This window comes from Acinetobacter sp. P37, assembly GCF_057480965.1.
Genome location: NZ_JBLIYY010000021.1, coordinates 25477 through 47205, shown reverse-complemented (window position 1 = coordinate 47205; position 21729 = coordinate 25477). Strand labels below are relative to the sequence as shown.

Genomic DNA, 21729 nt, shown 5'->3' with positions numbered 1-21729 from the left:
GTCGGAGCTGTCGGAGCTGTCGGAGCTGTCGGAGCTGTCGGAGCTGTCGGAGCTGTCGGAGCTGTCGGAGCTGTCGGAGCTGTCGGAGCTGTCGGAGCTGTCGGAGCTAAATTTAGCGGGTTCCAACGGAACTGACCATCATTCATTTCACTAATTTTACCAATACCGGGAAATGGTAAATGTGCAAATGCAACAAAGGTTTGCTCTTGAGCAAAACGTTTAAAAATTGCTAAACGAGTTTCACTGGCTTTGACCGGATCGACATCAAAATCGACAGATAACTTGGGTTGTTCAAACTGTAAATGATACGAATGAACCACATCACCGAGGATAGCAAAACTTTTAGCTTGCGACTTTAAGATAAAAGAATAATGCCCTGGTGTATGCCCAACACTCGGTAGTACTTCTAATCCATTAATCACCGAACCAACGCTAAAAGTCTTAAAACTCCGCATGGTCTGATAAGGCGCAATCGCAGCTTTAATTTTTGCAACAGTTGCTAAATAACCGTCACGTTTTTCGGCAGCTAAAGTGTCAACGGTGTTTTCACTTAACCAATACTGACTTTCTTGTTCATTGACGTAAACCGTTGCATTTGGAAACACGGCCTTGCCTTGTTTCGCAATGCCACATGCATGATCAGGATGTAAATGGGTTAAGAAAACACTGCGTACGCGATTAAGCTTATAGCCGGCCGCTTCAATATTTTGTGCAATAGATCCTAAGTTCGGACCAAAACAACTGGCTGCACCACTATCGACAAGACTGATGCCGCCTTGTCCATCATCAATCAGATAGGCATTGACACTGGTTTGTATGCCTTTGCTCTGATCAACCGCAAGCTTTTGGAATAAAGCACTGACTTCTTCTGGAGTTAAATTTTGTTTAAATAAATCAGGACTTAATTCGAGTGTCCCATCTTTTAAAGCAATGACTTTATATGCACCCACTTGGAAAGGATAAAATCCCATGGGCTGTGTCACATTCGTTTTGATTTCCGTTTGAATAAATGCCGGCTCTGCACTGACAAACTGGCTGGTTAAAAGTGTTGCTGCAAGCACAGCAAAACTAAAGTTTTTCATTGTTGACCTATATCACTTTTATTATTTCATGCAATGAAGCAAATGCTTCAAAATTAAAAATTTTAAACGTCTGTATTGTGCCTGAAATTCAGGCAAATTTTAAGTCTAATACTGGATAAACATAGCACTAACTTGATACAGGCACATGTAAATCATCCTAAACTTTTAGGCCTAATAAAATAAAAGCTGAATGCAAGAAAACTTTAAGCTTGGCATGCTATATTTTCGCCAGTTTTTAAATCTATACGTCTGTACAGTACTATGAGTGAAATTTCCCCGTTTAAAGGTAAATCTGGACTTAAACGAATTTTTAATGCAACGCAATATTCCCTCGACGGATTCAAAGCTGCTTATCAAAATGAAGCTGCATTTCGACAAATTGTCTGGATGAATATTGTGCTTATTCCCACCAGTTGCTTACTCGATGTGAGTCGTGTTGAACATGCCCTTATGGTAGTGGTGTGTTTATTTGCCTTAATTGTTGAGTTATTCAATTCTGCTATTGAAGCCGTGGTCGACCGGGTATCTTTAGACAAGCATCCACTTTCTAAAATTGCCAAAGATATGGGAAGTGCAGCTCAATTTGTCGCTTTAGCAATTATTTTTTTTACTTGGTTAATTATCCTTTTGCCTTAAATAAAGGGTGTCTCATTATATTTGCAGGGTTATGCCCTGCTTTTTTATATCGACACACTTCAATAAATGGATTTAAGAAGATTTTAAAGCCATAAAAAAACCCAGCTTTCGCTGGGCTTTTTTCGAATCAGTTCAATGCTTAGTGAGCAGCGAATTGGTTCATTGTGTTTTTCGCATCGTCACCCGCTTTAAGCGCGTTGTCACCAGCGAAGATTTCTTTGTGGTCGTCACCGATGTCTGAACCAGCCATTGCTTGGTGTTTCACACATGCAATACCACCGCGGATTTCTTTACGTTGTACGCCAGCAACATAAGCCAACATACCTTCAGAACCGAAGTAACCTTGAGCAAGTTCATGCGTAGAAAGTGCTGCAGTGTGGTAAGTCGGAAGTGTGATCAAGTGATGGAATACACCCGCTTCACGAGAAGCATCTGCTTGGAATGTACGAACTTTTTCGTCAGCTTCAGCAGCCAATTCAGAGTTGTCGTACTCAGCGCTCATTAATTTAGCGCGGTCGTATGCAGATACGTCTTTACCTTCAGCAACCCAACGGTCGTAAGCTTGTTGACGGAAGTTTAATGTCCAGTTGAATGATGGAGAGTTGTTATAAACAAGTTTCGCATTTGGAACAACTTCACGTACACGGTTAACCATGTGAGCAATTTCTTCAACGTTTGGAGTCGCAGTTTCGATCCAAAGAAGGTCAGCACCATTTTGAAGGCTAGATACACAGTCAAGTACAACGCGGTCGATTTGCGTGTCTGGACGGAACTGGTACAAGCCAGAAGCAAGACGTTTTGGACGGTGAAGTTTACCGTTACGCTTGATTAGGATTTCGTCTTCTTGAGCTTCTGAAATGTCAATTTCAGTTGTGTCTAAGTAGCTGATGTATTGAGAAGCGATGTCGCCTGGCTCTTTAACCACTGGGATTTTTTGAGTCAAGTCAGCGCCTTCAGAGTCAGTACGAGCAACGATGATACCGTCATCAAGACCCATTTCTAAGAATGCATAGCGAAGAGCGTGGATTTTCGCGATGAAGTCTTCGTGTGGAACTGTAACTTTACCAGCTTGGTGACCACATTGTTTAGCGTCAGATACTTGGTTTTCGATTTGTAGTGCACAAGCACCCGCTTCGATCATTTTCTTAGCTAGTAAGTAAGTCGCTTCTTCGTTACCGAAACCAGCGTCGATGTCCGCAATAATTGGCACAACGTGAGTTTGGAAGTTGTCGATTTGAGCAGTAATTTCTGCAGCTTTAGCAGTATCACCTGCTTCGTTTGCTTTTTTAAGCGCACGGAATAAGTCGTTTAATTCTTTCGCATCAGCTTGGCGAAGGAAAGTGTAGATTTCTTCGATCAATGCAGGAACTGAAGTTTTTTCGTGCATAGATTGGTCAGGAAGTGGACCGAATTCTGAACGAAGAGCTGCAACCATCCAACCAGAAAGGTAGATATAACGACGTTCAGTTGTACCGAAGTATTTTTTGTTCGCAATCATTTTTTGTTGTGCGATAAAACCGTGCCAGCAACCTAATGATTGAGTGTATTTGCTAGAATCAGCATCATAAGCAGCCATATCACGACGCATAATTGCAGCTGTATATTTCGCAATGTCTAAACCAGTTTTGAAACGGTTTTGCATTTGCATACGTGCAGCATCTTCTGGGCTAATATCGCGCCAAGTGCTTCCGAATTTTGCTTTTAATTCACGGATTGCATCAATCGCTGTTAAGTATGTAGACATGATATGTTCCTGTAATAATATTAGGATTTTTCTGCAACGTAAGGCTAAAATCATACCCTCGAATGATTGTTCAGATTTAGAACACTTCGTTGCGATAGACACAGAGTAGATTGACTAAAAAAATTAATCCAATATTCTGCATTAATTTTCAGTATTTATTTAAAAAATATGTAGATTAAAGTCGTATTATAATAATTAACCAATATTTATAAGTATTTGTATTTAAATAATTTTATTAATATATTTTGCTAATTTTTTTGTCTATTTTTCAAACATCTTGATGAATTATTCTTCATTAGACTTAAGTCGACTGAGCATTCACTTTAAAAAAAAACAGCATTTTTTACGCAATTTTTGCCCAAATTTACCGAGCTAAATACTTGGTTATTCTGTCTTCAAATGATCAGGCAAATGAGATATTTCATCTAATTTTTTTGTTTTATGAACATCGCATCACATAAACAAATTGCTCCGTATTTTTATTTCATTCACTTTAAAAATATCGGTCTAAACAGGTAATAAGTATTTAAGAAGTATGTGCTACGACTTCAGCAAATTTGTCTTAAAACTGCTGAATTTTAGTACAAAAGTACACGTCATTTTTTCATCCATTTTTTACACAAGCCTTAGTAGTTATGGCATAATCAGATAAATTTCATGATTTTATTGTCGGTATTTATTTTATGAATCTGGAGCGGGTCGATCTCAATCTATTAATTTATCTTGATGTACTTCTTCGTGAAAAAAATGTGACTCGTGCTGCCGAGCAACTGGGTGTAACTCAGCCTGCGATGAGTAATATTTTACGTCGTCTACGCAACTTATTTAATGACCCACTTCTTATTCGTTCTTCAGAAGGTATGACACCTACAGAACGTGCGCTTGAATTACAGCCACGTATCCGTGACGCACTTTCTGACCTTTCGATGATTTTGGAACCCCGTACCGAGTTCCGACCTTACACTTCAAATCGTGTTTTCCGCATCATGACTTCAGATTATGCTGAAGCAACACTGGTGCCGCGCCTAGTAAAAGCTTTGCGCTCAGAAGCACCCAATGTGGTTCTCGATTTTTTAACGCCTAGTGATGTGTCTTATCGAGATATGGAACAAGGTAAAGTCGACTTGGCGATTAACCGCTTTAATGAAATTCCGCAAAGTTTCCACCAAGTTTTGGTCTGGCGTGACAGTTTTTCATGCCTTTTAAATGCCAAGCACCCTGCTGCAAATAATTTAAACCTTAAAAGCTATTTAGATGCACAACACATTTGGGTGTCTAAAACAGGTATGGGTGTCGGTTTTGGTGTCAACCCAGAAAAACAAGCGGGTCTAGGTTGGATTGATCAAGCCTTAGAACGTATTGGCCAAAAACGTAAAATTTCAGTTTTCACCCGTCATTATCAAATGCCGGGCTTATTGGCATCGAATGTTGACTTGGTTGCAACTCTGCCAAGCCGTATTGCTCGACTTCAAGCCAAAAGTCAAAACCTGTTACTTCGTGATCCACCATTCTATATTCCTGAATTTGAATTAAAAATGGCTTGGTGTCCATTACTTCATCATCACCCTGCTCATCGCTGGTTACGTCAACTTATCTTGTATGTTGCACGTCAAATGATTGAAGAAGAAAACCGCGAATACTTAATGAATAACTCTCAGTTTTCACAGTATCAGTAATTAATTCTTTAATTCCTTATTAATTCAAACGTATACTGTCACTATATAGGTAGTAGTTAAGACTACTACCTTGCCCATTTTTGTGTTAGAAATACAGAAAAATAGAATGAATCACAAACAGGTGTATTCGTGAGCCTTTTCCAAAATATTGTCATTATTATTCTCCTGATCGTCGGTGCGGGTTTTCTTTCACTAACAGAAATTGCCCTTGCGGGGGCACGAAAAGTAAAACTTAAAATTTTGGCTGAATCTGGAGATTCACGTGCACAACGTGTGCTTGACTTACAAGCCAACTCAGCAGACTTTTTCGCTGCATCGCAAATTGGCTTAAATGCCGTGGCAATTCTTGGCGGTATTTTGGGTGAGGGTGCATTTCGTCCCTATTTCATAACCTTAGTGACCCGTTTTTATCAGGGCCCGTGGACTGAAACTATTGGATTCACCCTGTCGTTTACTTTAGTCACCTCCTTATTCATTCTATTTGCTGATCTGATGCCAAAACGTTTGGCGATGATCGCACCTGAAAAAATTGCCGTTGCTGTTGTTGACCCGATTCAAATCTTTATTAAAGTGTGTAAGCCAATGGCGTGGGTGATTAATGCCATTGCCAATTTGTTGTTTCGTTTATTCAAAGTGAATACAACACGTGATGACAATATTACCTTTGACGACATTTCAGCCGTGATGGATGCCGGTGCTCAAGCTGGTGTACTACAAAAGCAAGAACACCACTTTATTGAAAACGTATTTGAGCTAGAAGAACGTAACGTCCCTTCAAGTATGACTACACGTGAAAACGTGGTGTACTTTACCCTCAAAGAATCAGAAGCCAGTATTCGTCAAAAACTCGCTGAATTTCCATATTCGAAGTTTTTGGTCTGTAGTGAAAATATTGATGACGTGATTGGCTATGTGGATGCCAAAGATATTTTGGTGCGAATCCTCAACAATCAGTCACTTTTACAACTCAACGAAAATACTATTCGTAATGTTCTCACGATTCCAGATACCTTAACACTGTCCGAGTTACTCGATCGCTTCCGCTCATCCAAAGAAAAATTTGCCGTTGTAATTAACGAATATGCGTTGGTTGTCGGCGTTATTACCCTCTCCGACATTATGATTACCGTGATGGGCGATTGGGTAACACCGATTGAAGCAGAGCAACAAATTATTAAACGTGATGCGGATTCTTGGCTCATCGATGGCAGTACACCAATCGAAGATTTAAAACATGCACTCGCTTTAGATGAAATGCCCGATGAAGAAAACTATGAAACCCTTGCGGGCTTTATGATGTTTAAACTACGTAAAATTCCACGTCCAGCTGACTTTGTTACATATCATGGCTACAAATTTGAAGTTGTGGATGTAGACCACTTTAAAATTGACCAATTATTAGTGACCCGCTTACAACAGGCTGAGACTGAACTGGATACACCAGAAGAATCGGATTAATTCGATTCTTCTTTTTTTAAAACCATAAAATAAAAATACGATGGAATAACAACGATGTCTTTTTCACTTAAAGCGATTTTGACTTGCTTTAGTTTTTATACTGGGGCTTATTTAGTCTATTATTTTTTCAAAGCTCATCCGCAACCTTTATTTCTATTGCTCGGTGTTGCACTGATCGTCACTGCTTGGTTTTTAACACCTTATCCTTATGAACGTGGCAGACAACAATATGACGAAACCATGCGTTTTGGTCTTTTTTTTTATAATCCCTTAATTTTTTGGTTCCGATTTTTTAGTTGGCCGATTCGGACGCTACTGTCTATTTTTGCTTAAGCGCACTTATTGTGATCAAACTGGATCTACACGCACTTACAGTTCTCTACAGATGTTGAATATATGTAAACAGACCACTTTTTTTGAATAAAAATTAAAATAAATCGAAAAACTACCCCTCCTTAATACCTTCATTATTAATGACTATTTTTCATCAAAATAGTGATGTATTTCACATTTTCCCACCTTTGTTTTGACTGATGAAATTTCTCTTTATGCTCTGCCCTTGGATTTAAAAACAGCTTTATATTTCAAAGGAATGAACCATGTTAACCGTACTCGGTTTGGGCATGATCTTGTGCTTTATGTATTTGATCATGTCGAAACGCTTAAGCCCACTTGTCGCACTGACTTTAATTCCCCTACTTTTTGCCTTGATTGCGTGGTTACTTGGTTTTTATTTTGACAGCTTGTCACACATACAAATAAATGAAATTGGCGACATGATGATTGAAGGTGTAAAAAAACTTGCACCGACTGGCATCATGCTGCTTTTTGCGATTCTGTATTTTGCCATCATGATTGATACAGGTTTGTTCGACCCTTCGGTGAAATTTATTTTAAAAATGGTCAAAGGTGATCCCTTAAAAGTTGTCCTTGGAACCATTACCCTGACGTTAATTGTCTCTTTGGATGGAGATGGTTCTACAACCTATATGATCTGTGTTGCGGCCATGCTGCCACTCTATAAGCGCTTAGGTATGAGCCCATTGATTATGGCATGTTTGATTATGCTCTCTAGTGGAATTATGAATCTTACACCTTGGGGTGGGCCTACTGCCCGCGCCGCCAGCGCGCTTCATGTCGACCCAAGTGATGTATTTGTTCCGATGGTTTTACCGATGTTATTTGCCATCGGCTGGTTGTACTTCTTAGGAACGATGTATGGTCGCATGGAAAGAAAGCGTCTAGGAATTGTCCAATTGGATATCAGCCATGGTGAAAACATTCAAATCTCCGATAATCCAGAAGCCAACCGCGCAGATCTACGTTGGTTTAATGCACTGTTAACCGTCGTTCTGATGATTTGTCTGGTTTTTAGTATTTTACCTATGCCTATTTTATTCATGGTGGCTTTATGTATTGCGCTAGTCGTCAACTACAAAAATGTCGACTTGCAGAAAAAGTTAATCGCACATCACGCAGGTAGTGCTTTAAACGTGGTCGGCATCATTTTTGCTGCAGGTATTTTTACCGGAATTTTAGCTGGAACAGGCATGGTAGAAGCCATGTCCAAACAACTTGTGGCAATTATCCCTGAAAGTATGGGTCCCTATTTAGCACCGATTACCGCTGTCATCAGTATGCCGATGACTTTCTTTATGTCGAATGATGCTTTCTATTTTGGGGTTTTGCCAATTCTTTCCGATGCTGCCGCTCATTATGGAATTGCACCTGTAGAAATGGCACGTGCCTCCATCGTAGGGCAACCTGTACACCTACTCTCTCCACTTGTCCCTTCGACCTATTTACTCTGTGGACTTGCGGGTATCGAGTTTGGACAACATCAGAAATTTACCATTATCTGGGCTGTAATCACGTGTTTTGTCATGTTAGCAGCAGGTCTGATCTTTGGAATGTTTCCCTTTTATTCGAGCTTAACTTAAAATTTTAAAGATAAAAAAGCACCATCAGGTGCTTTTTTATGCTTAACAATACTGAACTAGCCAGTGTTTTACACTCACAGGTTCATTTGTAGTGATTAATACTTTGAAATTAATGCTTCTAGAACTGCTTCATAATGAATACGAATGTCATCTTCTAAAATTTTATAAACATTGTCGAATTGAACCATTGGCCAGCCTTCTTTCCAAAATGGAAAAATGTTATGGAGGTCATGAGTCACCGTTGCGTCTTCACGTACAATTGCTTGTGCAACTTGTGACAATACTTGTGCAGTTTCAGCACCATCAATCGCTAAATAATCGATACCACGAACTTTCAAAATACGGATACGGTCTTTCTTATAGCGAATTTTTTTACTTTGGCCTTCATTTAAGCCTAAAGCCAAAGTCACAGCTTCAACAAATTTATCTTCAAATGCTTGATTTAATTTCACCAAAGCTTGTTTATGAGCCTCTTGACGACCAGCTTTCCCCCCACTACGAATCACTTCATTTGCTTCAGTATTTAAAACATCTGATTTCATCGACTGAAGAATGTCTAGAATTTCGATATCGCTTAATGTTTCAGGAGAATGATCAGTCATAAACTGCCTATAAAAACTTAATATTCAATAAGTATGTATTTTCGCATAAAAGCAGCGTGAAAACTGCGACCTTCGCTATAGAAATTGCGTTTTCTCTTATAATGTTCAGATATACAACATGATTTAGAAAAAAAATTCTGTCAAAAATATCGAAATCAACTATATTACTTTCACGCTTTAATATTAACGTCACAATATGGCTCAAAAAAAACCGGCTGCACTTTACCTTCAACAACTGAAACAGCAATATCCAGCAGCCTTTAAACATAATTATTTATTTTATAGCCAACTGAAAACTCAAGGCATTTTAGACGAACTCAAAGAGCTTATTCCTTGGGTTTTGGCGGCGATGATTTTTATTTCTTTGAGCATGAGTATTGGACATGCAGTGCAAGTATATTTTCCAGATATGAGTGAGTTTCGAGCTCATGGTATTGCTGTGCTGAGTATTATGTTGTTTTTCATGCTGGTTGTGCCCTTAGTCATCAAGCAAATCAAACACAGTTCAATGTCACTGTATCAAAGTTTGAAGAATACGCCGTTCAGACTTGCGATCGTGATTTTATTACAATTACTCAATATCGCCTTTTTACAAAGCACCTTTGTTCAATCTGTATTGTTCTTTTTCGCCATGAGTTTCGGCTTTGTGCGTTTTTATAAAGAAAATCTATTCAAAGGTGGAAGTAACACCCAAGAATACTATTTTCTGCAAGAGACACGTCGTATTGCTTATTGGTCGTATAAACAAATGCTTAAAGCAAAATTACGTTTGACGCTCAGTAATCCGAATCAAGCAAATCATAAACAGTTATCTGAGCGTTTCACCCATTTCCAAAATTTACACATACAAATGCTGCATCAGGAAAATCAGCTGTGTAAAAAGCTAAAGCACCAAAATGTTGAACATTATCTTGATGAGTTAATGAAATAAGTCGACTTTGGTGTAGTGAAAAAACTTTAATTCACTGCTCAAAATATCATTCAATACATCAATATTTTTGAATATTTTCAACTTATATGCATGAATTGATTGATTTTAAAACAAACACCATTAAATACACTTGCCAAGCTCCATTTCGTCCTCTATTATTGCGCACATGCCCGAGTGGTGAAATCGGTAGACACAGGGGATTTAAAATCCCCCGCCCACAAAGCGTGCCAGTTCGAGTCTGGCCTCGGGCACCATTCTTATACTTCTAAGATTGGTGCAATAAAAGATCCAGCAATTTGCTGGTTTTTTTATGCCTAAAATTTATAAATCTATTATTATTCAATGCGAATACCTTCAGATTTTGATTTCCCTGCACTACAACTCAAGCATCCCGATGCCTTTTATCAACGATTGCTGTTTGCGCATTTAAAAATCATCAATCTCACGCCCACTGCACCCGTTTTAATCTTTAGCTTTTGCCTGATACTTTTAATCTCTCTTGGCAGCGCTGTACTTAGCCTGATGTTTTCGACGACATTTTCAATTCACGACCCAAACATGGCGTTTAATCTTGGTATATTGATTATTCTTCCTTTGATCTATTGCTATGTCTGGTATGCACATTATCAAGCACGTTTTAGCAGCAAGTCCGCAGTTCAACGCCTGCAAATACAACTATATCTCCTTGGCGGATTAACACTTATCCTCGCTATAAACTTTAAGTATCTACAAACAGATGTATTAAACCTCATCAGTCTCTGTGGACTTTTTTTCAGTCTGTTTTTATGTGTATTTACTGAATTACTTTATAAACCTGAAAGCAGCGCCATTGAACGAGTAAAACTACAAAAGCTTCGCCAACTGGCATATTGGTCTTATCAACAATCCTTAAAACAAAAAGAGCATCAAACGTATTTCTACGCCCTACACTTACAAGCCATGCAAGAAGAACAGAAACTATCAGCATCGATCAAATCATCGTTTAAAGATTTTATAGACAAAGCTAAATAATTTTTTAAATCCCTAGACACAAAAAAGCCCTGTCACTACAGGGCTTTTTTTAAAGTTCAATTACCATTCTCGGTTAGCAACTAACTCTTCCATTTCAATATCCATATGGCCTTCGTCTTGCAGCACCATCATCATGGCTTCTGCAATATAATCTGCAGCCGTATCATCCAAAGACGAATCTAAATCTTCAAATTGAGGTTTCATCTTATTGAGCTGTGCAACCGTTTCATTGGCAAAATGGTAGATATCAGTTGAACTTAAATCTGCTTTTGCGATTTTCTTCGCAAATTGAACAACCAATAACTTCACCTCTGCAACCAACACATCTGGGTAATATTCATCATCAAACATGGGTAGCAGTAAATCTGCAAACATACGAAACTCTATCACAAAACATTCAGGGCGCTTATATAACACAAATACTACAATTCACCAAATTTATTGGGATTTAGTATTTTTCAAATCACACCGCATTCTGCATGGCTTGCCAAACACGTATCGCATCTACCGTCGCTTTGACGTCATGTGCGCGAACCATACATGCACCTTGTTGAATGCTGAGTAAATGCGCTGCAACCGATCCTACAGCGCGATTTTGTGCATCCGCACCGCCAAGTGCTTCACCGATAAAACGCTTACGAGATAATGCCGAAAGGATCGGATAGCCCATGTCATTCAATTGATAGAATTGCTGTAAAAGCTTTAAGTTTTGCTGCGCATTTTTTGCAAAACCAAAACCCGGATCAATTATAATGTTTTCTGCACGCACACCTGCATCTAATGCATCTTGCACACGTTGCTTTAATTCATCGATTACATCAGCCACGACATCTTGATACTGATCTAGATTATTCATCGTGGTAGGTTCGCCACGCATATGCATAATGATCACTGGAATATCCAGTTTTGCAGCGGTTTCTAAGGCATTCGGCCGAGTTAATGCACGTACATCATTCCAGATATGCGCACCTGCCTGAACCGCTGCCTCAATCACCTCAGGCTGTGAGGTATCGATAGAAATCACTACATTGTGTTTAGATAAAGCTTCAACGACGGGTACGACCCGTCGAATTTCTTCTTCAACCTCAACAACAGATGCAGCCGGACGTGTTGACTCACCACCGACATCAATCACTGTCGCGCCATCCACTATCATTTGTAAGGCATGTGCTATAGCTTGGTCTTTACCATTGTGTTTGCCACCATCACTGAAAGAGTCCGGTGTGACATTTAAAATTCCCATCACATGTGGCTCTGACAAATCTAATTGCAAATTACCACAGTTTAAAATTTTATTAGGCAAAGACACCAACTTCATAGTACACATCCCAGATTTTGCTGCGCTTATTTTAACGCTAAGTTTGCTCAGCATTTCGTTCACATGCATTTATTTTCATATAAAAAAACCACCCGAAGGTGGTTTTATAATTTTATGCTTTTGGCAATGACGGTAATGGTGGTGGAACATCTGGACCATCCGTTGGTGTGACATCAATCACTGGATTCTCAGCGATGTACACTTTTGGTGGTTGAGGTTCACGTCCTTCCATAATGTCACGGATTTGATCACGATCAATAGTTTCCCATTCAAGCAATGCTTTCACCATGGCATGTGCGATATCTTTGTTATTTTCAAGAATATCGCGAGCAACTTTATATTGTTCATCTAAAATACGGCGAACTTCACGGTCAACTTCAAGCTGAGTTGCTTCAGAAATCACACGACTTCCTAAACCACCCATGAATGACTGCTGTGAATCATCTTCGTAAACCATGACGCCCATTTTATCGGACATACCGTATTTAGTAACCATTGCTCGTGCCATTTTCGTTGCACGTTCAAAGTCATTTGAAGCACCAGTCGACATTTGGTTAATGAAGACTTCTTCTGCAATACGACCACCAAACAAAATTGAAAGTTCATTCAACATTTTGTCTTTGTAATGGCTGGTTTGGTCATGTTCAGGCAACTGCCAAGTCACACCCAATGCCCAACCACGCGGCATGATTGTCACTTTATGCACAGGGTCTGTACCCGGCAATATTTCAGCAACAATTGCATGACCTGCTTCATGATAAGCCGTCGCACGACGTTCTTCTTCGCGAATCACCATCGATTTACGTTCAGGACCCATGTAAAGCTTATCTTTTGCATCTTCAAAGTCATGCATATCGACCGTGTTCTTGTTACGACGTGCAGCAAACAGTGCCGCTTCGTTTACAAGGTTAGCCAACTGAGCACCCGAGAAGCCCGGTGTACCACGTGCCAAGACTTTGACATCTACACCAGTCACAGAAGGTAATTTTTTCAAATGTACATTCAGAATTTGTTCACGGCCTTTAATATCCGGTAGAGATACCATCACTTGACGGTCAAAACGACCTGGACGAAGTAGAGCTTTATCCAATACATCAGCACGGTTTGTTGCAGCAATGACGATAATACCTTCGTTGCCTTCAAAGCCATCCATTTCAACCAACATTTGGTTTAATGTTTGCTCACGCTCATCATTACCACCACCTGTGCCTGAACCACGGTGACGACCAACGGCATCGATCTCATCGATGAAAATGATACATGGTGCATGACGCTTTGCTTGTTCAAACATGTCACGGACACGAGACGCACCCACACCCACGAACATTTCAACAAAGTCAGAACCCGAAATACTAAAGAACGGTACTTTCGCTTCACCCGCAATCGCTTTAGCAAGTAAAGTTTTACCTGTACCCGGAGGACCAACCATAAGCACACCTTTCGGAATGCTTGCACCAAGTCGTTTGAACTTAGATGGATCTTTTAGGAAGTCAACGATTTCAACAACTTCTTGTTTAGCTTCATCACAGCCCGCAACATCAGTAAATGTCACTTTGATTTGGTCTTCAGACAGCATTTTTGCTTTTGACTTACCAAAACTCATTGGGCCATTCTTACCACCAGCTCCACCACCCATGTTGCGCATAAAGAACATGAATAACAGAATGATTAAAAGAACAGGGAAACTTGCAATCAGAAGTTGCATCAAAATACTTTGACGCTGTGGCGCTGTACCTTCAACAACAACATTGTTCTTGATTAGGTTCGGCATAAGTTCAGGATCTTGAACCGCAGGACGGATACTTTCAAACTCAGAACCGTTTGATTTTTCGCCACGAATTCTTTCGCCATCAATGGTGACTTGTTTAATCTGACCCGCATTTACGGCTGCCACGAACTCAGAATAGTTCATCGCGGTCGGTTGATTGCGGTCACTGACGTTGCTGAAGATTAAAACCAGCACGCCTAGGATAACCAGCCACAACACGGCATTCTTAAAAAGATCGCTCAAAGCTTTATTCCCATTTCTATCTAATTCGTTCAATCCCATTTACATGGGTGACTCTAATACTTACGCTGCAGAGTAGCTTCGCAATAATTTAAAAACGTACAAAATGCACAATTTTTAACGAGTTGGCAAGTAAACTTTACTTGAAAGCTTTCTTACGTCCCTGCCCGATTAAAAACACTTCTTTAGATCGAGCACGTGAAGCCGCCGGTTTTGCTGTTTTCAGCACATCAAATGTGTCTACAACTTGCTTACGGTATTCATCAAATCCAACACCTTGGAACACTTTAACAACAAATTGTCCATTTGGTCCAAGAACCTTTTGAGCAAAGTCGATTGCTAATTCACAAAGATAGATCTGACGCGGTTGATCTACAGCCTTATTACCTGATGTATTGGGGGCCATATCTGAAATTACAACGTCTACAGTACGTCCATCTAAAATTTTTAACAATTCATCGAACACTTCTTGTTCACGAAAGTCACCTTGCAAGAAGGTCACATCGGGTAAAGCATCCATGGGTAAAATATCAGAAGCAATTACCAAACCTTTGTCGCCAACAAGTTTACCGGCAATTTGCGACCAACTACCTGGTGCAGCACCTAAGTCGACAACGGTCATGCCTGGCTTGATCAATTTGTATTTTTCTTGAATTTCAAGCAATTTATAAGCGGCACGCGCACGATATCCTTCCTTTTGTGCTTTTTTCACAAAGGGGTCATCAAGATGCTCACGCATCCAGTCACGACTACTTTTGGATAATTTCTGGTTAGTAATGCGGGTAGCCATAACTCTCTAAATAAAAAAAACTTCTCAGTCTTGATTGTACGTGAAATTCAGCACTTTTGCAGTAGACATGTGTATCTAAAAAGCATCTTAAATCATGTTTTTTTCAATAATCTTCATCGAGAAAATGCCGATTAAATACAGCGCTTCAACTTTGATTTTGCTATACTAGGTCGTTTTTAAAATTAGGTTATATTTATGGCGGCTTTATCTATTCAAGAACGTAAACGCTTACGTCAAATTGGTCACACCCTAAACCCAGTTGTAATGGTTGCGGACAAAGGCTTATCAGAAAGCGTTGTTGAAGAATTAAACCGTGCGTTAAACGACCATGAGTTAATTAAAGTGAAAGTTGTGGCAGAAGACCGTGAAGCTCGTGCTGCAATGATTACTGAAATTGCGACTGTTTCAGGTTCTGAAGTTGTTCAAACGATTGGTAAGATTGCTTTGATTTACCGCAAAGCGGCAAAACAAAATGCAAAACTGTCTAACCTTGTTCGCTACGCACACCTGTCTAACTAAGCATTTATGGCAAGTTTCGAACTCAGCGCTTTTGATCGTCGCTTTCAGGCTGTATCAGTCGTTGGTGCTATCGAACAACAAAGCCCATATACTTTAAATGTGGGTTATTGGATTCGAGACCCAAACCAACTGATTCAATGGCCAGAATTGGTATCAGCTCACCCACGAATCGATTTTTTGTGGGAACAGACCTGCTTAGAAGTTTTTATTGGTGTACGCAATGAAGACTTTTATCGTGAAATCAACCTCTCCCCTTCACAAGCTTGGCAGGTTTACCAGTTTGAAGAATATCGCTATCCAGAAGATATGCCGCCACAAGCTGCTTACGATATTGAACTGAATCAGTTGAAACGGACGCACTATGGCTTAAATGTCAGTCTTGATCTGACAGAATTTATGCTGAAGTACAAACTTAAATGGGAAGATCTCTATATTGGTCTAACTGCGGTACTGAAAACCTCTCAAGGTGAACAGTACTATGCCATGCAGCATAGTAGTCCAAATGCTGACTTTCACAACAAACGTGATTGGCTACATCAGTTCTAAATTTTTAATGTTTTGATCTTCGATAAAAAGCAAAAGTACGATCTTTTGCTTTTTTATTGCCTGTCTATTTTTAAATAACTGCTTTGGACTTAAATGTACCATTCACAATAAGGGAGCCATTAATGACTCCCTTATGCATAGTGCTAACTTGATGTTTAATTCGCTCTCACCCAATCCAGCTCCTTGGAATGACTAGATTTAACTTAAGCGTTTTAAAATTCATGTCATTCACAATTAACTTTTAAGATCTGTGGTTTGATCCGTAACATCAGCTTTCAGTGGTGAAACTTTTTTCCACGCTTCTAAAGTATGTTCCTTAGAACGCTTAAATGTTTCTGTTAGATGATCTTTGTGTTTTCCTGAAATTTGGGTCACATCTTCTTTCAGCTCTTTTCCAAGTTTTGAAAGATCATCAATAACCGTATTAAACTCAGTTTTCACAAATTCTTTGAGTTCACTAAAATCTTTTTGCGATGAACCAAATTGAACTTTTAGCTGATCAAGTTTATTCAACACATCTTGCTTCAACTGACGCAATTGATCTTGCACACTGGCATTCAACTGCTTTGCCTCTGCTCCGATCTTTTCTTTGCTTTCAGTGACCGCTTCTGTGGCTTGGACACTCGCTTCTTTTGCAACTTGTTCAAGCTTTTCAGCACCTTCGATAACGACTTCTTTCAGGGAGGATTTAGCCGCTGTTTGTTTTTGTTGTGTTGCCATGACTTTGTACCTATAGTTTTTGCTGACCGAACCACAATAGCGCTTATTGATAAATTTTAATTTATGATTTGTCTGACAATAATTAATTGCTTACATTTTTCTACGATTTTGCAAAACCAAACTTTATTCTAAAATGCAAGCGCTTTATCTGCTTTATTCCTAATATTTACAATGGACTTTCAGTGGCTTTCTGCGTATAATGCCGTGTTAAGTTCAAGCGAGCAGATGTAAGGAGGGTAGGTTTTTAAGCAGCCTTCCTTTTTTTTCGTCTTCTCGCTTTTTTACAGCCTAAATTTCAGGAGCTTTGGTTTGAGCACCCCAGCAATTTTAGCCCTTGCCGATGGTACTATTTTTAAAGGTACTTCAATTGGCGCATCGGGTAGTACGACTGGTGAAGTCGTTTTCAACACTGCCATGACTGGCTATCAAGAAATTTTGACTGACCCAAGTTATGCACAACAACTTGTGACCCTAACTTACCCACATATCGGTAACACAGGTTGTAATGATGAAGACGCTGAGTCAGGTCGAATTCATAAAGTATGGGCAAACGGATTGATCATTCGTGACCTACCTTTATTGCATAGCAACTTCCGTGCTGAGCAATCACTAAGTGATTACCTTAAACAACACAATGTTGTTGCTATCGCAGATATTGATACTCGTAAATTAACGCGTATTCTGCGATCAAAAGGTGCGCAAAACGGTTGTATCCTTGCTGGTGAAAACGCGACTGAAGAAGAAGCGTTAGCTAAAGCACGTGCTTTTGGTGGTCTTAATGGTTTAGACCTTGCAAAAGAATGCTGTGATCCGACCGGTTTCGAGTGGACTGAAGGCTCTTGGGCGCTTGGTAAAGGTTTCGCTCAACCAGAACTTAAATTCCATGTTGTAGCATACGACTACGGTGTCAAAACCAACATCTTACGTATGCTCGCAGACCGCGGTTGTAAATTGACTGTCGTGCCTGCGCAAACTCCTGCTGCTGATGTACTTGCGCTGAATCCAGATGGCGTGTTCTTATCGAACGGCCCCGGCGATCCAGCAGCATGTGATTATGCAATTGAAGCTGTAAAAACAATTGTAGAAGACGCACGCAATGTACCTGTATTCGGTATTTGCTTAGGTCACCAAATTCTTGCACTTGCATCAGGTGCAAAAACTGTGAAAATGCCTCACGGTCACCACGGTGCTAACCATCCTGTACAAAACTTAGAAAATGGTACAGTGATGATTACTTCTCAAAACCACGGCTTCGCAGTGGATGCAGAAACTCTTCCTGCAAACTTGAAAGCTACGCACAAATCACTGTTCGACCAAACCCTTCAAGGGATTCATCGTACAGACAAACCTGCGTTCAGTTTCCAAGGTCACCCAGAAGCAAGCCCTGGTCCACATGACTGCGCACCACTGTTCGATCATTTCATCGAACTTATCGAAGCATCTAAGAAGTAATTAAGGAAGCATCATGGCTAAACGTACAGACATTAAAAGCATCTTAATTATTGGTGCTGGTCCGATTGTGATCGGTCAGGCATGTGAGTTTGACTACTCAGGTGCGCAAGCATGTAAAGCCCTTCGTGAAGAAGGCTACCGTGTTATTTTGGTGAACTCTAACCCAGCGACCATTATGACTGACCCTGCGATGGCAGACGCAACTTACATCGAGCCGATCACTTGGCAAACTGTAGCTGCAATCATTGAGAAAGAACGTCCAGACGCAGTTCTTCCGACAATGGGTGGTCAAACAGCATTGAACTGTGCCCTTGCACTCGATGCCAACGGTATTTTAGAAAAATACAATGTTGAATTGATTGGCGCGACGAAAGAAGCGATCGAAAAAGCGGAAGACCGTAAACTTTTCGATATCGCGATGCGCAAAATCGGTTTGGAATGCCCTCGCGCTGACGTTGCAGAAAGCATGGAACACGCACTTGAAATTCAAGCACGTTTCGGCTTCCCTGTCATTATCCGTCCATCATTCACGATGGGTGGTTCAGGCGGCGGTATTGCTTATAACAAAGAAGAATTCATTGAAATCTGTGAACGCGGTTTCGATCTTTCTCCAACTAAACAATTATTGATCGATGAATCTTTAATTGGTTGGAAAGAGTACGAAATGGAAGTTGTTCGTGACAAAAACGACAACTGTATCATTGTATGTACAATCGAAAACTTTGACCCAATGGGCGTACATACTGGTGACTCAATCACTGTTGCTCCTGCGCAAACATTGACAGACAAAGAATTCCAACTTCTTCGTAATGCATCTTTAGCTGTACTTCGTGAAATTGGTGTTGAAACTGGCGGTTCTAACGTTCAGTTCGGTATTAACCCGAAAGATGGCCGTATGGTTGTGATCGAGATGAACCCACGTGTTTCTCGCTCATCTGCACTTGCGTCTAAAGCAACTGGTTTCCCAATTGCAAAAATCGCTGCGAAATTGGCTGTCGGTTATACCCTTGATGAGTTGAAAAACGACATCACTGGCGGTACAACACCTGCATCTTTCGAACCTGCAATTGACTATGTTGTAACGAAAATTCCTCGTTTCAACTTCGAGAAATTCCCGCAAGCTGACGCAACTTTGACGACTCAGATGAAATCTGTAGGTGAAGTCATGGCAATTGGCCGTAACTTCCAAGAATCTGTGTCTAAAGCGCTTCGTGGTCTTGAAGTAGGCGCATGCGGTTTTGACGAAAAAATCGCTGTGGGCACTGAAGGCGCACGTGAGAAAATTCTTGTTGAATTGAAAGTTCCTGGTCCAGAGCGTATTTGGTACGTAGGCGATGCATTCCGTCACGGTTTCACTCTTGATGAAGTATTTGAAGCAACCAAAATTGACCGTTGGTTCTTGATTCAAATCGAAGACATCATCAAAACTGAAAACCAAATCAAAACTTTAGGTTTTGGTGACTTAAACGCTGACAACATCCGTTCGTTCAAACGCAAAGGTTTATCAGATCTTCGCATTGCGGACTTGATGGGTATTTCACAAAAACAATTCCGTAAACACCGTTGGAACTTGGGCGTAACTCCAGTTTACAAACGTGTAGATACATGTGCTGCAGAGTTTGAATCTGACACAGCTTACATGTACTCAACTTACGATGAAGAATGTGAAGCGAATCCGTCTAACCGTGACAAAATCATGGTCATCGGTGGCGGCCCTAACCGTATTGGTCAAGGTATCGAATTCGATTACTGCTGTGTACACGCGGCTCTTGCTATGCGTGATGACGGTTATGAAACCATCATGGTGAACTGTAACCCTGAAACGGTTTCTACAGATTACGACACATCAGATCGTTTGTACTTCGAACCAATTACTTTGGAAGATGTACTTGAAATCGTGCGTATCGAGAAGCCTAAAGGTATTATCGTTCAGTACGGCGGTCAAACTCCGCTTAAATTGGCTCGTGCTTTAGAAGAAGCTGGTGCGCCAATTATCGGTACATCACCTGATGCGATTGACCGTGCAGAAGACCGTGAACGTTTCCAACAAATGATTCAACGTCTACAACTTCGTCAACCAAACAACAGCATCGTAAAATCTGCTGAAGAAGGTATGGCTGAAGCAGCAAAAGTTGGCTACCCACTTGTGGTACGTCCATCTTATGTACTTGGTGGCCGTGCGATGGAAATCGTGTACAACGACGAAGAATTGAAACGTTACTTACGTGATGCGGTTCAAGCATCTAACGAAGCGCCAGTACTTCTTGACCACTTCCTTGACGATGCGATTGAAGTTGACGTGGACTGCGTATCTGACGGTAAAGACGTTGTGATCGGCGGTATCATGCAGCATATCGAACAAGCTGGTATTCACTCAGGTGACTCAGCATGTTCTATTCCTCCTTACTCTTTATCTCAAGAAGTACAGGACGAAATGCGTCGTCAAACCATCGCTATGGCAAAAGAGCTTGGCGTAATTGGTTTAATGAACGTACAGTTTGCTGTTAAAGGCACTGACGTATACATTCTAGAAGTGAACCCACGTGCATCACGTACTGTTCCGTTCGTATCTAAGTGCATTGGTGAATCTTTAGCGAAAGTTGCTGCGCGTTGTATGGCAGGTCAATCTCTAGAATCTCAAGGATTCACTACAGAGATTATTCCTGAACACTTCTCTGTAAAAGAAGCTGTGTTCCCATTCAACAAATTCCCTGGTGTTGACCCAATTCTTGGCCCTGAGATGAAATCTACAGGCGAAGTGATGGGTGTAGGTAAAACATTTGGTGAAGCGTTCTATAAAGCTGTGTTAGGCTCTAATGACCGTTTACCAGGCCTACCAACGGAAGGCGAAGTTAAACATGCATTCTTATCTGTTCGTCATTCTGACAAGCCTCGTGCTGTTGGTATTGCGAAACAGTTAACAGATCTTGGCTTCAAAGTCATCGCTACTGGCGGTACTTATGATGTGATTAAAGATGCTGGTATTGAATGTGAACGTGTGAACAAAGTGACTGAAGGCCGTCCTAATATCGTAGACCGCTTGAAAAATGGCGAAGTTCACCTCATTATCAATACAACTGAAGGCAAACAGGCTCAAGAAGATTCATTCTCGATCCGCCGCTCTGCATTACAAGGTAAAGTGTATTACACAACTACCCTTAACGGTGCTGATGCAGTATGCCAAGCTTTAGCAATCAAATTGCCAATGGATGTATACCGCTTACAAGACCTTACTAAAGGTTAATTAAGTTACCGAGAAGTCCCGCCACCTCTCGGTGGCGGGCTTTTTTTCATTT

Annotated in this window: 18 protein-coding genes, 1 tRNA gene and 2 pseudogenes; 12 read left to right on the top strand and 9 right to left on the bottom strand. The window is 40.5% G+C overall.

The annotated features are described in order from the left end of the window. Both AC25JC_RS15495 and AC25JC_RS15490 read right to left on the bottom strand, forming a co-directional pair. Positions 1–107 (bottom strand): annotated as a pseudogene (locus tag AC25JC_RS15495) (hypothetical protein); the annotation flags it as partial. Between the two features lie 132 nt (positions 108–239). After that, positions 240–971: pseudogene (locus AC25JC_RS15490) on the bottom strand (MBL fold metallo-hydrolase); the annotation flags it as partial. A gap of 372 nt (positions 972–1343) precedes the next feature. Here AC25JC_RS15490 and AC25JC_RS15485 point away from each other — a divergent pair. Beyond that, on the top strand, positions 1344–1718 hold the full coding sequence (locus AC25JC_RS15485) for a diacylglycerol kinase (protein WP_180083798.1): 375 nt from the start codon (positions 1344–1346) through the stop codon (positions 1716–1718). 139 nt (positions 1719–1857) lie between these two features. Here AC25JC_RS15485 and AC25JC_RS15480 read toward each other — a convergent pair whose 3' ends face one another. Continuing rightward, positions 1858–3462, bottom strand: coding sequence for an isocitrate lyase (locus AC25JC_RS15480; protein ID WP_078192152.1), 1605 nt, complete (start codon positions 3460–3462; stop codon positions 1858–1860). 683 nt (positions 3463–4145) lie between these two features. Here AC25JC_RS15480 and AC25JC_RS15475 point away from each other — a divergent pair. From AC25JC_RS15475 to AC25JC_RS15460, 4 genes are all read left to right on the top strand, one after another. After that, a complete protein-coding gene (locus AC25JC_RS15475; protein ID WP_078191331.1) occupies positions 4146–5138 on the top strand; it encodes a LysR family transcriptional regulator in 993 nt (330 codons plus the stop codon). Between the two features lie 129 nt (positions 5139–5267). Further along, complete coding sequence (paeA, locus tag AC25JC_RS15470; RefSeq protein ID WP_486924374.1) at positions 5268–6596, top strand: polyamine export protein PaeA; 1329 nt, start codon at positions 5268–5270, stop codon at positions 6594–6596. A gap of 54 nt (positions 6597–6650) precedes the next feature. Beyond that, on the top strand, positions 6651–6929 hold the full coding sequence (locus AC25JC_RS15465; protein WP_078192154.1) for a hypothetical protein: 279 nt from the start codon (positions 6651–6653) through the stop codon (positions 6927–6929). Between the two features lie 266 nt (positions 6930–7195). After that, entirely contained in the window at positions 7196–8536 is a 1341-nt protein-coding gene (locus tag AC25JC_RS15460; RefSeq protein WP_427988907.1) for a CitMHS family transporter, read from the top strand. 95 nt (positions 8537–8631) lie between these two features. On the opposite strand, the gene AC25JC_RS15455 is transcribed toward AC25JC_RS15460, so the two are convergent. Continuing rightward, positions 8632–9138 carry a hypothetical protein gene (locus AC25JC_RS15455; RefSeq protein WP_249680408.1) on the bottom strand — a complete coding sequence of 169 codons (507 nt, stop codon included), beginning with the start codon at positions 9136–9138 and terminating at the stop codon, positions 8632–8634. Between the two features lie 196 nt (positions 9139–9334). Between AC25JC_RS15455 and AC25JC_RS15450 the strand changes: the two genes are divergently transcribed. The 3 genes from AC25JC_RS15450 to AC25JC_RS15440 all read left to right on the top strand — a co-directional run bounded on the left by AC25JC_RS15450 (position 9335) and on the right by AC25JC_RS15440 (position 11080). Then, a complete protein-coding gene (locus tag AC25JC_RS15450; protein WP_249680409.1) occupies positions 9335–10069 on the top strand; it encodes a hypothetical protein in 735 nt (244 codons plus the stop codon). Positions 10070–10237: 168 nt separating this feature from the next. Next, positions 10238–10323 (top strand) — tRNA-Leu (locus AC25JC_RS15445). 88 nt (positions 10324–10411) lie between these two features. Next, entirely contained in the window at positions 10412–11080 is a 669-nt protein-coding gene (locus tag AC25JC_RS15440; RefSeq protein ID WP_486924373.1) for a hypothetical protein, read from the top strand. A gap of 60 nt (positions 11081–11140) precedes the next feature. Here the strand turns inward: AC25JC_RS15440 and AC25JC_RS15435 are convergent, their stop codons facing one another. From AC25JC_RS15435 to rlmE, 4 genes are all read right to left on the bottom strand, one after another. Next, positions 11141–11455, bottom strand: coding sequence for a DUF5713 family protein (locus AC25JC_RS15435; protein ID WP_078191338.1), 315 nt, complete (start codon positions 11453–11455; stop codon positions 11141–11143). Positions 11456–11543: 88 nt separating this feature from the next. Further along, positions 11544–12398 carry a dihydropteroate synthase gene (gene folP / locus AC25JC_RS15430; RefSeq protein ID WP_486924372.1) on the bottom strand — a complete coding sequence of 285 codons (855 nt, stop codon included), beginning with the start codon at positions 12396–12398 and terminating at the stop codon, positions 11544–11546. A 112-nt stretch (positions 12399–12510) separates the two neighbouring features. Beyond that, positions 12511–14409, bottom strand: coding sequence for an ATP-dependent zinc metalloprotease FtsH (gene ftsH / locus AC25JC_RS15425; protein WP_078191443.1), 1899 nt, complete (start codon positions 14407–14409; stop codon positions 12511–12513). A 136-nt stretch (positions 14410–14545) separates the two neighbouring features. After that, entirely contained in the window at positions 14546–15196 is a 651-nt protein-coding gene (gene rlmE / locus AC25JC_RS15420; protein WP_078192159.1) for a 23S rRNA (uridine(2552)-2'-O)-methyltransferase RlmE, read from the bottom strand. A gap of 195 nt (positions 15197–15391) precedes the next feature. On the opposite strand from rlmE, the gene AC25JC_RS15415 reads away from it, so the two are divergent. Continuing rightward, positions 15392–15715, top strand: a complete 324-nt coding sequence (locus AC25JC_RS15415) for a YhbY family RNA-binding protein (protein WP_078191340.1) — start codon at positions 15392–15394, stop codon at positions 15713–15715. Between the two features lie 6 nt (positions 15716–15721). Further along, positions 15722–16261, top strand: a complete 540-nt coding sequence (locus tag AC25JC_RS15410) for a DOMON-like domain-containing protein (RefSeq protein WP_180083791.1) — start codon at positions 15722–15724, stop codon at positions 16259–16261. Between the two features lie 234 nt (positions 16262–16495). On the opposite strand, the gene AC25JC_RS15405 is transcribed toward AC25JC_RS15410, so the two are convergent. After that, complete coding sequence (locus AC25JC_RS15405; protein WP_180023242.1) at positions 16496–16981, bottom strand: hypothetical protein; 486 nt, start codon at positions 16979–16981, stop codon at positions 16496–16498. 309 nt (positions 16982–17290) lie between these two features. Here AC25JC_RS15405 and carA point away from each other — a divergent pair, with 309 nt between their 5' ends. Beyond that, entirely contained in the window at positions 17291–18433 is a 1143-nt protein-coding gene (gene carA, locus AC25JC_RS15400; RefSeq protein WP_078192162.1) for a glutamine-hydrolyzing carbamoyl-phosphate synthase small subunit, read from the top strand. A 13-nt stretch (positions 18434–18446) separates the two neighbouring features. Next, positions 18447–21677, top strand: a complete 3231-nt coding sequence (gene carB / locus AC25JC_RS15395; protein ID WP_180113742.1) for a carbamoyl-phosphate synthase large subunit — start codon at positions 18447–18449, stop codon at positions 21675–21677. The last annotated feature ends 52 nt before the right edge of the window (positions 21678–21729 follow it).